12 protein-coding genes are annotated in these 14,164 nt (G+C 64.3%); 7 read left to right on the top strand and 5 right to left on the bottom strand.

Annotation, left to right across the window (positions count from 1 at the left end; translation table 11 throughout):
* The 6 genes from JWR89_RS09985 to JWR89_RS09960 all read left to right on the top strand — a co-directional run.
* On the top strand, positions 1-1,452 hold a 1,452-nt coding region (locus JWR89_RS09985), incomplete at its 5' end, for an extracellular solute-binding protein (RefSeq protein ID WP_299715082.1).
* Positions 1,449-3,332, top strand: a complete 1,884-nt coding sequence (locus tag JWR89_RS09980; RefSeq protein ID WP_299715079.1) for an extracellular solute-binding protein — start codon at positions 1,449-1,451, stop codon at positions 3,330-3,332. The genes JWR89_RS09985 and JWR89_RS09980, both read left to right, overlap by 4 nt.
* A 3-nt stretch (positions 3,333-3,335) precedes the next feature.
* Entirely contained in the window at positions 3,336-4,442 is a 1,107-nt protein-coding gene (locus JWR89_RS09975; RefSeq protein ID WP_299715077.1) for a microcin C ABC transporter permease YejB, read from the top strand.
* Complete coding sequence (locus tag JWR89_RS09970; RefSeq protein ID WP_299715074.1) at positions 4,442-5,620, top strand: ABC transporter permease; 1,179 nt, start codon at positions 4,442-4,444, stop codon at positions 5,618-5,620. Before JWR89_RS09975 ends, JWR89_RS09970 begins: the two co-directional genes overlap by 1 nt.
* 9 nt (positions 5,621-5,629) lie before the next feature.
* Entirely contained in the window at positions 5,630-7,267 is a 1,638-nt protein-coding gene (locus JWR89_RS09965) for an ABC transporter ATP-binding protein (RefSeq protein WP_299715071.1), read from the top strand.
* Positions 7,264-7,914 (top strand): NUDIX hydrolase, encoded by a 651-nt coding sequence (locus tag JWR89_RS09960; protein ID WP_299715068.1) that lies wholly within the window; start codon positions 7,264-7,266, stop codon positions 7,912-7,914. The genes JWR89_RS09965 and JWR89_RS09960 overlap by 4 nt, the downstream gene beginning before the upstream one ends.
* 120 nt (positions 7,915-8,034) lie before the next feature.
* Here JWR89_RS09960 and JWR89_RS09955 read toward each other — a convergent pair whose 3' ends face one another.
* Positions 8,035-8,892, bottom strand: a complete 858-nt coding sequence (locus tag JWR89_RS09955) for an NlpC/P60 family protein (protein WP_299715065.1) — start codon at positions 8,890-8,892, stop codon at positions 8,035-8,037.
* Entirely contained in the window at positions 8,885-10,267 is a 1,383-nt protein-coding gene (locus tag JWR89_RS09950) for a M17 family metallopeptidase (RefSeq protein ID WP_299715062.1), read from the bottom strand. Before JWR89_RS09950 ends, JWR89_RS09955 begins: the two co-directional genes overlap by 8 nt.
* Before the next feature lie 136 nt (positions 10,268-10,403).
* On the opposite strand from JWR89_RS09950, the gene JWR89_RS09945 reads away from it, so the two are divergent.
* Entirely contained in the window at positions 10,404-11,204 is an 801-nt protein-coding gene (locus tag JWR89_RS09945; RefSeq protein WP_299715060.1) for a tetratricopeptide repeat protein, read from the top strand.
* Between the two features lie 180 nt (positions 11,205-11,384).
* Here JWR89_RS09945 and JWR89_RS09940 read toward each other — a convergent pair whose 3' ends face one another.
* The 3 genes from JWR89_RS09940 to JWR89_RS09930 all read right to left on the bottom strand — a co-directional run.
* The gene (locus JWR89_RS09940; RefSeq protein WP_299715057.1) at positions 11,385-12,359 is read right to left on the bottom strand and encodes a type II secretion system F family protein; all 975 of its coding nucleotides are present in this window, start codon (positions 12,357-12,359) and stop codon (positions 11,385-11,387) included.
* Positions 12,360-12,368: 9 nt separating this feature from the next.
* Positions 12,369-13,343, bottom strand: coding sequence for a type II secretion system F family protein (locus tag JWR89_RS09935; protein ID WP_299715054.1), 975 nt, complete (start codon positions 13,341-13,343; stop codon positions 12,369-12,371).
* 10 nt (positions 13,344-13,353) lie between these two features.
* A partial coding sequence (locus JWR89_RS09930; protein WP_299715051.1) for a CpaF family protein occupies positions 13,354-14,164 on the bottom strand: 811 nt, incomplete at its 5' end.

Raw genomic sequence — 14,164 nt, 5'->3', positions numbered from 1 at the left:
GGCAAACCGGTGACGCCGGAAGACGTGATCTTTTCGCTGGATTCCTTCAAGAAGCATCATCCGCAGTATTCCGCGTATTACCGCCACGTGGTGAAGGCCGAGAAGCTGGGCGAGCGCGACGTCAAGTTCACCTTCGACATGCCGGGCAACCGCGAACTGCCGCAGATCGTCGGCCAGCTCACCGTGCTGCCAAAGCATTGGTGGGAAGGCACCAACGCGGCCGGCGTCAAGCGCGACATCTCCGCGACCACGCAGGAGGTGCCGCTCGGCAGCGCCGCCTACAAGATCAAGGAATTCGTGGCGGGCCGTTCGATCGCCGTTGAGCGCGTTCGGGACTATTGGGGCCGCGATCTCAACGTCAATGTCGGCCGCAACAACTTCGATGAGTTGCGCTACGAGTATTTCCGCGATGGCACGGTGGCGCTGGAGGCCTTCAAGGGCGATCAGGTCGACTGGCGCACCGAGAACAGCGCCAAGAACTGGGCCACTGCCTACGACTTCCCGGCCGTGGCCGAGAAGCGCGTGGTGCTGGAGGAATTCCTCAATCGCTCGTCCGGCATCATGCAGGGCTTCGCGATGAACATCCGCCGCGACAAGTTCAAGGACCCGCGCGTGCGTCGCGCGCTGAACTACGCGTTCGATTTCGAGGAGATGAACAAGCAGATCTTCTTCGGCCAGTACAAGCGCATCGGCAGCTACTTTGAAGGCACCGAGCTGGCGTCCTCCGGTCTGCCGGAAGGCAAGGAGCTGGAAATTCTGGAAACCGTGCGCGCCGATGTGCCGCCGGAAGTCTTTACCAAGGCCTATGCCAATCCGGTCGGCGGCAACGCCGAAGCCGTGCGTGACAATCTGCGAGAGGCGCTCAAGCTGCTGAAGGAGGCCGGCTACGAGGTGCGCGAGCGCAAGCTGGTCAACGCCAAAACCGGTGCGCCTTTCGAACTGGAGTTGCTCGGCGAGGACCCCTCGTTCGAGCGCGTGATGCTGTTCTTCAAGCCGTCGCTGGAGCGGCTCGGCATCGGCGTGTCGGTCCGCACCATCGATCCCACCCAGTACGAGAACCGGCTGCGCAGCTGGGATTTCGATATCGTGGTGTCGTCCTGGCCGGAGTCGCTGTCGCCGGGCAACGAGCAGCGTGAATTCTGGGGCTCGCAGGCCGCCGACATGGCCGGCTCGCGCAATGTCGTCGGCATCAGGAATCCGGCGATCGACAAACTGATCGACCGCGTCATCTTCACCAAGGACCGCGCCGACCTCGTCGCCGCCACCAAGGCGCTCGACCGCGTGTTGCTGTGGAATCATTTCGTGGTGCCGCAATGGACCTACAACAAGGTCCGCACCGCGCGCTGGGACCGCTTCGGGCGTCCTTCCGAAATGCCGAAATACGGCCAGTCCGGCTTCCCGGCGATCTGGTGGTACGACGCCGAGCGCGCCGCGAAGAGCAAGCGGTCTTGAGCGACACCTCGCGAGAGACGAAGCTGAATCGCCGGCATGTACTCGGCCTCGGAGTAGGCGCCGTAGCGGCGGTCCGGTTTTCACCCGCGCTGGCGGAGGGCGAGACGCAGGCGCAAACGCAAGCCCATGGCATCTCTGCATTCGGCGATCTGAAATATCCCCCCGACTTTCCGAATTTTGATTACGTCAACGTCAACGCGCCGAAGGGCGGCGTGTTTTCGACCGTGCCGTCGACCCGCGCCTTCAACCAGTCGTTCTCCACCTTCAATTCGCTCAACGCCTATATCCTGAAAGGCGACGGCGCCCAGGGCATGGGCATGACCTTCGCGCCGCTGATGGTCCGCGCGGCCGACGAACCCGACGCCATGTACGGCTTGGTCGCCAAGTCCGTGCAGATTTCCGCCGACGGCCTGACCTATCGTTTCGCATTACGCCCCGAGGCGCGCTTCCACGATGGCAGCAAGCTGACCGCGCGCGACGCCGCGTTCTCGCTCACCACGCTGAAAGCCAAGGGCCATCCGCTGATCAGTCAGCAGTTGCGCGACATGGCCAAGGCGGAGGCGGCCGACGACGCCACGCTGGTCGTGACCTTCGCCGCCAAGCGCGGCCGCGACGTGCCGCTGCTGGTCGCCGGCCTGCCGATCTTTTCCCAGGCGTATTATACGACGCATTCGTTTGACGAGTCGTCGCTGGAAATCCCGCTCGGCAGCGGGCCCTACAAGGTCGGACGCTTCGAGGTCGGCCGCTACATCGAGCTCGATCGCGTCAAGGACTGGTGGGGTGCCGACCTGCCGGTGAGCCGCGGCTTCTACAATTTCGACACCGTGCGGTTCGATTTCTATCGCGACCGCGACGTCGCCTTCGAGGGCTTCACGGGACGCAACTACCTGTACCGCGAGGAATTCACCTCGCGCACCTGGAACACGCGCTACGACTTTCCGGCCGTGCTCGACGGCCGCGTCAAGCGCGAGACGCTGCCGGACGATACGCCGTCCGGCGCGCAGGGCTGGTTCCTCAACACCCGCCGCGACAAGTTCAAGGATCCGCGCGTCCGCGAAGCGCTAGGCTGCGCGTTCGATTTCGAGTGGACCAACAAGACCATCATGTACGGCGCCTATGTGCGTACGGTGTCGCCGTTCCAGAACTCCGACATGATGGCCGTTGGCCCGCCGTCGCCGGCGGAATTGGCGCTGCTCGAGCCGTTCCGCGGCCAGGTGTCGGCCGAAGTGTTCGGAACGCCGTTTGTGCCACCCACCTCCGACGGCTCCGGCCAGGACCGCGCGCTGCTGCGCAAGGCGATCCAGCTGCTGAACGATGCCGGCTATGTCATGAAGGACGGCAAGCGTGTCACGCCAGCGGGCGAGCCGTTCAAGATCGAGTTCCTGCACGACGAACCGACCTTCCAGCCGCATCACATGCCTTACATCAAGAATCTCGGTACGCTCGGTATCGAGGCCAACCTGCGGATCGTCGATCCGGTGCAAGCTCGCGCCCGCCGCGACGATTTCGATTTCGACATCATGATCGAGCGCTTCAGCTTCTCCACCGTGCCCGGCGATTCCCTGCGCTCGTTCTTCTCGATGCAGTCGGCTACCACCAAGGGCTCCAACAACCTCGCCGGCATTTCCGACCCCGTCGTCGATGCGTTGATGAACGAGGTGATCGCCGCCGACACCCGCGCCAGGCTGGTGTTCGCCGCGCGTGCGCTCGACCGCGTCATTCGCGCCGGGCGCTACTGGGTGCCGCAGTGGTATTCGGCCTCGCACCGGCTGGCCTATTGGGACGTGTTCGGCCATCCCGCCAATCTGCCGAAATATATCGGCGTCGGCGCCCCCGATCTGTGGTGGGCGGCGAAGCCTACGACTGAACAGGCGAAATAGAACATGAGCGCCTATATCGCCCGCCGCATCCTGCTGATGTTTCCCACCCTGCTGGGCATCCTGTTCGTGTCCTTTGTCGTGGTGCAGTTTGCGCCCGGCGGCCCGGTGGAGCGCGTGATCGCCCAGCTCTCCGGCGCCGACACCGGCGCGTCGCGCGTCTCCGGCTCCTCCGGCGGCGATTTCGGCAACCGCGGCCAGGCCGGCGCGTCCAGCGATGTGGTGAATTCGAAGTACCGTGGCGCCCAGGGCCTCGATCCGGATTTTGTGAAGAGCCTGGAGAAGCAGTTCGGCTTCGACAAGCCCGCACCTGAGCGCTTCGCGCTGATGCTGTGGAATTTCGCCCGCTTCGATTTCGGCAAGAGCTACTTTCGCGACACCAGCGTGCTGCAGCTGATCAAGGAGAAGCTGCCGGTGTCGATGTCGCTGGGCATCTGGATGATGCTGCTGACCTATCTGATCTCGATCCCGCTGGGGATACGCAAGGCGGTCAAGGACGGCTCCAAATTCGACACCTGGACCTCGGCGGTGATCATCGTCGGCTTTGCGATTCCGGGCTTCCTGTTCGCGATCCTCTTGATCATCCTGTTTTCCGGCGGCTCGTTCTGGAGCATCTTTCCGTTGCGCGGGCTGACGTCCGACGGCTGGGACCAGTTCCCGTGGTACTGGAAGATCATCGACTACTTCTGGCACATGACGCTGCCGCTGATCTCGATGGTGCTTGGCGCCTTCGCTACCATGACGCTGCTGACCAAAAACTCGTTCCTAGACGAGATACGCAAGCAGTACGTCATGACGGCGCGCGCCAAGGGCTGCAACGAGCGCCAGGTGCTCTACAACCACATTTTTCGCAACGCCATGCTGATCGTCATCGCCGGCTTTCCCGGCGCCTTCATCCATGCCTTTTTCTCCGGCTCGCTGCTGATCGAGACGATCTTCTCGCTCGACGGCCTCGGGCTACTCGGCTTCGAGAGCGTGCTGAATCGCGATTATCCCGTGGTGTTCGGTACCCTCTTCATCTTCTCGCTGGTCGGGCTGGTGGTGAACCTGCTGTCCGACCTCGCCTATATGTGGATCGATCCGCGGATCGACTTTGAGGCGCGGGACGTCTGATGAACATCACTGCACCCGTATCTGTCGAAACCACCACCCAGACGCCGCTCGGCGAAGCCGTGCCGCCGTCGCGCCGTCCGCTCCGCATCTCGCCGCTCAACCAGCGCCGCTGGACAAACTTCAAGTCGAACCGCCGCGGCTACTGGTCGCTGTGGCTGTTCCTGATCCTGTTCTTCGTCTCATTGTTCGCCGAAGTGATCGCCAACGACCGGCCGTTCTTCATCCGCTTCGACGGCAAGTCATACTTCCCGGCCTTCGTCAGCTACTCCGAAACCACCTTCGGCGGCGACTTCGAAACCGCTGCCGATTATCGCGATCCCTATCTGCAGAAGCTGATCGCCGAGAAGAACGGCACCGTGCTGTGGCCGCTGATCCGCTATTCCTACGACACCCACAATCTCGATCTGCCAACCCCGGCGCCCTCGAAGCCGACCTGGATGCTGACCGAGGCGCAGTGCAAGCCGGTGGTCGAGAAGAAGGGCCTCAAGAGCTGCCGCGATCTCGAATACAACTGGCTCGGCACCGACGATCAGGGCCGCGACGTCGTGGCGCGGCTGATCTACGGCTTCCGCATTTCGGTTTTGTTCGGTCTCAGCCTCACCATCGTCTCCTCCATCATCGGCATCGCCGCCGGCGGCGTGCAGGGCTATTTTGGCGGCTGGGTCGATCTCGCCTTCCAGCGCTTCATCGAAGTGTGGAGCGCGATTCCGTCGCTATACTTGCTGCTGATCCTGTCCTCGGTGCTGGTGCCGGGCTTCTTCGTGCTGCTCGGCATTCTCCTGCTGTTCTCCTGGGTCTCGCTGGTCGGCCTCGTGCGCGCGGAGTTTTTGCGCGGCCGCAACTTCGAATACATCATGGCCGCGCGCGCGCTCGGCGTGTCCAATGCCAAGATCATGATCCGGCATTTGCTGCCCAATGCCATGGTGGCGACCATGACGTTCCTGCCGTTCATCGTGTCATCCTCGGTGATGACGCTGACGGCGCTGGATTTCCTCGGCTTCGGCCTGCCGCCGGGTTCGCCGTCGCTCGGCGAACTGCTGTCGCAGGGCAAGGCCAACGTCCAGGCGCCCTGGCTCGGCTTCACCGGCTTCTTCGCGGTCGCCATCATGCTCTCGCTGCTGATCTTCATCGGCGAAGGCGTCCGCGATGCGTTCGATCCACGCAAGACATTCAGATAGGATCGCAGCATGGACGCCATCAACCAGCCCTTGCTCGATGTCCGCGATCTCTCCGTCGCGTTCCACCATGGCAGCGGCACTTCCATCGCCGTCGATCATGTCTCGTTCGAGATCAGGCGCGGCGAATGCGTCGCGCTGGTCGGTGAATCCGGCTCCGGCAAGTCGGTCAGCGCGCTGTCGATCCTGCGGCTGCTGCCGTATCCGACCGCCTCGCATCCCTCCGGCCATATCCGCTTCAAGGGCCACGAACTGCTCGGCATGTCGGAACAGGAAATCCGCGGCATCCGCGGCAACGACATTTCGATCATCTTCCAGGAGCCGATGACCTCACTCAATCCGCTGCACACCATCGGCGCGCAGATCGGCGAGATCCTGCAGCTACATAGCGGCATGCGCGGCGCCAAGGCGCGAGCGCGCACGCTTGAATTGCTCACCCAGGTCGGCATCCCCGAGCCGGAGACGCGGCTGGCGAGCTATCCGCACCAATTGTCCGGCGGCCAGCGCCAGCGCGTGATGATCGCCATGGCGCTCGCCAACGAACCCGACCTGCTGATCGCCGACGAGCCGACCACCGCGCTCGACGTCACCGTGCAGGCGCAGATCCTGACGTTGCTGGCGGACATCCGCCAGCGCCTCGGCATGAGCCTGCTGTTCATCACCCACGACCTCGGTATCGTCCGGCGCATCGCCGACGTGGTCTGTGTCATGAAAAACGGCAAGATCGTCGAGCAGGGACCGGTCGAACAGGTCTTCACCTCGCCGCAGCATGCCTATACCCGCGCGCTGCTCGCCGCCGAGCCAAAGCCCGATCCGGCGCCGCCGCGGCCCGATCAGCCGGTGGTGATGTCTACCGACGATCTCAAGGTCTGGTTTCCGATCAAGCGCGGGCTGCTGCGCAAGACCGTCGGCCACATCAAGGCCGTCGATGGCGTCACGCTGGCGGTGCGGAAGGGTGAGACGCTCGGCGTGGTCGGCGAATCCGGCTCCGGCAAGACCACGCTCGGCCTGGCGCTGCTGCGGCTTATTTCGTCGGACGGACCGATCGTGTTTCTCGGCAGCGATATCCAGGGCCTGCAGTTCAAGGCGATGCGGCCGATCCGCCGCGACATGCAGATCGTGTTTCAGGATCCCTTCGGCGCGCTCAGCCCGCGCATGTCGGTGGGCGACATCATCGCCGAAGGCTTGAGCGTGCATCAGCCGGGCCTGTCCGACGACGACCGCGAGGCGCGCGTCGTCAAGGCGCTGGTCGATGTCGGCCTCGATCCGAAGACGCGGTTCCGCTATCCGCATGAATTCTCCGGCGGCCAGCGCCAGCGCATCTCGATCGCCCGCGCCGCGGTGCTGGAGCCGAGCTTCGTGGTGCTGGACGAGCCGACCAGCGCGCTCGACATGCTGTTCCAGGCGCAAATGGTCGATCTGTTGCGCGAATTGCAGCGCAAGCGCGACCTCACCTACATGTTCATCTCGCACGATCTTCGCGTGGTCGCGTCACTCGCCAGCCATCTGATCGTGATGCGCCACGGCAAGGTGGTGGAAGAAGGCCCGGCCTCGGAACTGTTCAGGAATCCGAAGACCGACTACACCCGCGCGCTGTTCGCCGCCGCGTTCCGGCTGGAAACAGCGCCCGGCGCGGCCACCGCGGAATGAGCGACCGGGACAAGACCAGGCCCGCGATCGCCGACCGCGCGGCCGATGTCACGCTGTCGGCGCCGACCGTGATCGGCCGCGGCTTCATGACCTATGAGCGCTATGACGTCTCGATCGCCCGCCACGACGATGCGCCGCTGCAACAGCAGCGCGACGTGCTGCGCGCCAGCCGCGTCGCCGCGGTGCTGCCGGTCGATATTATCAGCGGCGAAGTCGTGCTGCTGCACCAGTTCCGGCTGCCGGCGCATCTGGTCACTGGGCGCGGCGAGATGGTGGAGATCGTCGCCGGCCGCGTCGATCACGACGAGAGCGCGCTCATTGCTGCGTCGCGCGAATGCATGGAAGAAATCGGCGTGGCGCCGGACCGGTTGATCGAACTCTACAGCGTGCTGCCGACGCCGGGCTTCACCGACGAGTTCGTCACGTTCTTCCTGGGCTTCGTCGATGCCGCGCAAGTGCCGACCCGCGGCGGGCTGGTCGGCGAGACCGAGGACACCAGGCCGTTCGTCGTATCCATCGACGAGGCCATCTCTGCTTTGGATAGCGGCGCCGTGTTCAACGGCCTGATGGTCAGCGCCCTGCAATGGCTGGCGCTGCACAGGGAGCGGCTGCAGGAATTCTATGATCGCGCGACGCCAGCTACGTGATCAAAACGCCGCTCCTTCAGCAGTCATTGCGAGGAGCCCTTGCGACGCGGCAATCCAGAGGCCACAGGCGCGAAAAGAACTGGATTGGTTCGTCGCAAGGGCTCCTCGCAATGACGGTGGTTAGGTCAATCGCTTAATACTCGTCACCGCGCTGCCGGCCACCGCGATCCGCGCAATCGCGTCCTGTGTATTCTCGATCGCAGTCGCCATGTGATGCGCGTTGGCATGAATAATCGTTTCCGCATCGCGCACGATCGCGACGTGGCCCTTCCAGAAGATCAGGTCGCCGCGCCGCAACGCCTTCATCTCTGCGGGGGCTAGCGCACGGCCGAGCCCGCTCTCCTGCATGTCGCTGTCGCGGGGGCAGCCGGTGCCGGCCGCGGTCAGCGCCACCTGCACCAGGCCGGAGCAGTCGATGCCGAGGCTGCTCTTGCCGCCCCACAGATAGGGCGTGCCGACGAAGCGCTCGGCGACCTCGACGAACTCCGTCTCATGGACGGAAATCACGGCGACGTGCCGCTGCGGCAGATAGTGCCCGGCGCTGGTGACCGCGAAGGCCTCATGAAATCGGACCACAGCGATGCGTGCACCCAGCGGCAACGTATCGACCGGCGGCAATTTGATCGAGGGACCCGGAAACGCAAAGGTCCGCAGCGCCGTCACTCTGTGCGTCGGTGCCGGGCCCGGCCGGTACAAAGCGAGATCCGAAATCCAGCCGACATAGCCGTCGTCGTTGAGCTGGCCCCAGGCCCAGCCGTCCTCGTTGCGGTCGTAGACCGTGACGCGTTCGCCCTTCAGCGCCTGGGTGTCGAGCATCGCGCCGGCGAACGGATCGCGCCGCACCGAGGTCACGCCATCGACGATCTCGAATTCCTCGCCGATGACGAAGCGCGCCGCCTCGACGTGGCCTTCGAGATATTTCGCCGCGAGGTCGGGCCGCGCCGGCGTCAGTCTCGGATCGCGCTTGGGATCATGCATAGCGTTCGCTCAACAATGCGTAGATCGCCCGCGCCGCCTGGCATTCGCCGCCTTCCGGTCGCGCCGGCTTGGCCGACGGCGTCCAGCCGTAGATGTCCACATGCAACCAGCTTTTCGCGGATTGGACGAAGCGCTGCAGGAACAGCGCGCAGGTGATCGAGCCGGCAAAGCCACCGGACGGCGCGTTGTTGATATCAGCGACTTTCGAATCCAGCCATGCATCGTAAGGCGCCCACAGCGGCAGTCGCCACAACGGGTCGTTCTGCGCCTTCGCGCAGCGCGCGATGTCGAGCGCCAACCTCTCGTCAGGGGTGTAGTAGGGCGGCAGATCCGGTCCCAGCGCGACCCGCGCCGCGCCGGTCAGCGTGCCCAGATCGACCAGCAGGTCCGGCGTCTCCTCGTCGGCATAGGCCAGCGCATCGGCCAAAACGAGGCGGCCCTCGGCGTCGGTATTGCCGATCTCCACCGTCGGGCCTTTGCGCGATTTGAAAATATCGAGCGGACGGAAGGCATTTCCCGCGACGGCGTTTTCCACCGCCGGGATCAGCACCCGCAGCCGCAGCTTGAGCCCGGCGTCCATCACCATCAGCGCCAGCGCCAGCACGTTGGCCGCACCTCCCATGTCCTTCTTCATGATCAGCATGCCGGAGGAGGGCTTTAGGTCGAGCCCGCCGGTATCGAAGCAAACGCCCTTGCCGACCAGCGTCACCTTGGGATGCGCCGGGTCGCCCCAGGAAAAATCGATCAGCCGCGGCGCGCGGGTGGAGGCCATGCCCACCGCGTGGATCAGCGGGAAGTTCTGCGCCAGCAACTCGTCGCCCACGATGCAGTTGAACTCGGCGCCGAACCGCGCTGCGAGTTCCTTCGCCACGTCCGCCAGTTCTGCCGGCCCCATGTCATTCGACGGCGTGTTGATCAGGTCGCGCGCCAGCGTGGCGGCTTCGGCCATCCGCGCGATGTCTGCGATGTCGATATCGTCCGGCGGCACCAGCCTGACCTGCGGCGCCTTGTTATCGCGGTAACGGCCGAAGCGGTAGCTGCCGAGCGCGAAGGCCAGCACCGCCAGCCGCGCGTCATGCGGCGCATTGGCGAAGCGATAGGTGCCATCAGGCAGCAGCCCCGGCAATTGGCCGGGCCGGAACAGGTCGTGGTGTTTCGCGGTGTCGTCCTCGAGCCCGAAGATCACCTGGCCGATCGTGCCATCGGCCGCCGGCAGGGTGAGGCAGGCACCGGGCTTGGCGGCGAAGCCGTTGGCTTCCGCGAAAGCCCGCGCCGACGCGGGCAGCGCGGCGCTGATCGTGGGCCACGTGGTCTTGGTGGCGAAGTGGATCGGAATGGCCGGCGTGTCGGAAGCGGTCTCGAAAACGGAAGGCATGAACGGATCTCGCAGAGGGCAGGGCGGTATGCCGGGTATGGCGCAGCAGCGGCCGATTAACCAGCCATTAGGGTTAACGGATTATTTCTGGGGGCATTCGGCGTCTCCGGTTGCCGCTTTTGTGAGTCAACGTGCCATGCGTCAGCCCTCTTGTCTTGCCCGGCTTTTCACGACCGCGGCCGTGGCGACGATCCTCGCCGTGGGCCTTGCGGGTTGCAAGACCGCCGGTATGTCCGACGTTACCGGCTCCATCGGCGGCAAGACCGAACGCGCGCTGGAGGCCGATCCGGCCCGTGCCGCGGATGCGCTCGGCGAAAAATTTCGTTCCAATCCCCGAGATGCCGACGTGGCGCTGCGTTATGGCCAGGCGCTGCGCGCCAGCGGCCAGCGCACCCAGGCCGTCGCAGTGTTCGAACAGGCGACCCTGCTCAGTCCCGGCAACAAGGCGCTGCTCGCCGGTTACGGCCGCGCGCTCGCCGATACCGGCAGTTTCCAGCGCGCCTTCGAGGTGCTCACCAGCGCCCACACGCCGGCCAATCCCGATTGGCGGATTCTCTCGGTGCAGGGCGCGGTGCTCGACCAGATGGGCCGCCACGACGAAGCCCGCCGCTATTACGCCAGCGCGCTCAAGATCCGCCCCGACGAGCCGTCGGTGCTGTCCAATCTCGGGCTGTCCTACATGCTGTCGAAGGACCTGCCGAAGGCCGAGTCGACGCTGCGCCAGGCCTACAGCGGCGGGGGCGGCGATCCCCGCGTGCGACAGAATCTCGGACTGGTGGTCGGCCTGCAGGGCCGTTTCGGCGAGGCCGAAACGATCGTCAAAGCCGACCTGCCGCCAGAGGAAGCCGCCGCCAACGTCGCCTATCTCAAGCAGATGCTGAGCAGCAAGTCGCAGCAGCTCGGCGCGCAAAGCGAAGACACGCGCGGGCGGTCGTAAGCGTTCTCACTTTCTCTTCTTCCTTCTCCCCTTGTGGGAGAAGGCGGCCCGGACGAAGTCCGGGGCGGATGAGGGGTAGCGGCAGAGTGCAACACTACCCCTCGTCCGTCTTCGCCTCGCGAAGCCACCTTCTCCCACAAGGGGAGAAGGAAGAAGCAACCACGAAAAAAGTAGCCTCACTCACTGCATCGCGGCGACCTTGATGCCGGTGGGTCCGAGAATGACCACGAACAATACCGGCAGGAAGAACACGATCATCGGCACCGTCAGCTTCGGCGGCAGCGCCGCAGCTTTTTTCTCGGCCTCGTTCATGCGCATGTCGCGGTTTTCCTGCGCCATCACGCGCAGGCTCTGGCCCAGCGGCGTGCCGTAGCGTTCCGACTGCATCAGCGCCAGACAGACCGATTTCACACCGTCGAGGCCGGTGCGCTTGGCGAGGTTCTCATAGGCCACCTTGCGGTCCGGCAGATACGAAAGCTCCGCCGTGGTCAGGGTGAATTCCTCCGCTAGTGCCACGGACTGCGAGCCGATCTCGACGCTGACCCGGCGAAACGCCACCTCGATCGACATGCCCGATTCGATGCAGATCAGCAGCAGATCGAGCGCATCGGGAAACGCGCGCCGGATCGACAACTGGCGCTTGCTGATGGCGTTCTTCAGGAAGATCATCGGCGCCTGCATGCCCAGATAGGTCGCGACCAGGCAGATGGCGAGCTTGATCACCGTCGATTGTTCCATGTGCGAGAGCACGAACACGTAGAGCACGGAGAAGATCAGGAACACGATCGGCATCACCGCGCGGAAGAACAGGAAGGTGATGTAGGGCGCATGGCCGCGATAGCCGGCCATCACCAGTTTATCGACGGCGGCTTCCTGCGCGAACCATTTGCTCAGATTGAAGTCGTTGACGATTTTGGAGACCAACTGCCTTGGCGACTGCCGCAGCGACACCCGGTCGTTCTTGTTGAGCCGGTCGCGTTCGCGCGCCCGGATCCGCTCGCGCTCGCTGGCCACGGCCTTCATGCGCCTGGCCAGGCCGTCGCCGACCAGCAACGGCGTCAGCAGGCTGTACACCGTGGCGGTGACGGCAATCGCCGCCAGGAAAAGCGTCATGAACTTGGCGTCATGGAACTTGGAGAGAATCATATCAAGCATGCGGCACCATCAGAAGTCGAAGTTGATCATTTTCTTCATGACGAAGATGCCCGTGGACATCCACAGTGCGCTGCCCGCCAGCATCAGCCGGCCGGTCGGTTCGGTCCACAGCAGCGATATGTAGTCGGGCGTGCTGAGATAGACGAGAAACATCACGATAATCGGCAGAGAACCGATGATGCCGGCGGAGGCCTTGGCTTCCATCGACATGGCCTGGATTTTCTCAGCCATCTTCTTGCGGTCGCGCAGCACCCTGGACAGGTTGCCGAGCGCTTCGGAGAGGTTGCCGCCGGATTTCTGCTGGATCGCAATCACGATGCCGAAGAAGTTGGCTTCCGGCAGCGGCATGCGCTCATAGAGCCGTGCGCAGGCCTCGCCGAGCGGCATGCCGATCGTCTGGGTCTCGATAATGGCGAGAAACTCGCCCTTTAGCGGCTCGGTCGCATCGGCTGCCACCACCTTGATGGAGTCGAACAGCGGCAGGCCGGCCTTGATGCCGCGCACGATCACATCGACCGCGTCCGGCAACGACTTGAGGAATGCCTTTTCGCGGCGCTTCTTCAGGAAGTTCAGCATCCAGCGCGGCAGGCCGAAGCCGGCGGCTAGCGCCAGGCCGGCCGCGGCTAGCAGGCCGCCACCCATCACCATCACGATCAGGAAGCTGCCGACGCCGAGAATCCCGGAGATCGTCATGAATTTCTTTTCGGTCCAGCTCAGCCCGGCCTGGGAGATCCGGATGCCAAGCGCGACCTTTTTGGCCTTCTGGCGGCGGGCCTCGACTTCTTTCAGCGAGCCCTCGACCTGCTCGCGCCGCGAACGCTGCGCGCGGTCCGCCTGCCGCACCACCGGTTCGGATCGCGAGACCGAAGCGCGGCGCTGCAGGACTTTCTTTTCGCCGGACAGCGACGGATAGATGAAGACCCAGGCCAGACCGCCGACGGCGGTGAAGGCGAGAAAGGCCATGGCGAGCGCCTGCATGTTCATCGGTCGATCCTCAGTCCAATGCGACGACTTCGGCCCTATCGAGCGCGGCCGCCAACCGCTTCTCTTCGCCGTAGTAACGCGCGCGATCCCAGAACCGCGGGCGACCGATGCCGGTGGAGCGATGCCGGCCCAGGATGTTGCCGTTGGCGTCTTCGCCGGTCATGTCGTAGATGAACAGATCCTGCGTGATGATGGTATCGCCTTCCATCCCCATCACCTCGGTGATGTGGGTGATGCGGCGTGAGCCGTCGCGCAGGCGCGCGGCCTGCACCACGACGTCGATCGAGGCGCAGATCATTTCGCGGATGGTGCGCGACGGCAGCGAGAAGCCGCCCATGGTGATCATGGATTCGCAGCGCGACAGCGCCTCGCGCGGATTGTTGGCGTGCAGCGTGCCCATCGAGCCGTCATGGCCGGTGTTCATCGCCTGCAGCAGGTCGAACGCTTCCGGTCCGCGGACTTCGCCGACGATGATCCGCTCGGGACGCATACGTAGGCAGTTGCGCACCAGCTCGCGCATGGTGACCTGACCCTCGCCCTCGATGTTCGGCGGCCTTGTTTCCAGGCGCACCACATGCGGCTGCTGCAACTGCAGTTCGGCTGCGTCTTCGCAGGTGATGATGCGTTCGTCGTCGTCGATGTATTGCGTGAGACAGTTCAGCAGCGTGGTCTTGCCGGAGCCGGTACCGCCTGAGATCAGCACATTGGCGCGGCAGCGTCCGATAATCTGCAGGATCTCGGCACCTTCCGGCGAGATCGCGCCGAACTTGACCAGCTGCGTCAGGGTCAGCTTGTCCTTCTTGAATTTACGGATGGTGAGC

The organism is Tardiphaga sp. (assembly GCF_028290785.1).
Classification (GTDB): Bacteria; Pseudomonadota; Alphaproteobacteria; order Rhizobiales; family Xanthobacteraceae; genus Tardiphaga.
Note: the sequence above shows the minus strand (reverse complement) of the source record. Positions and strands in the feature narration are given on the sequence as shown.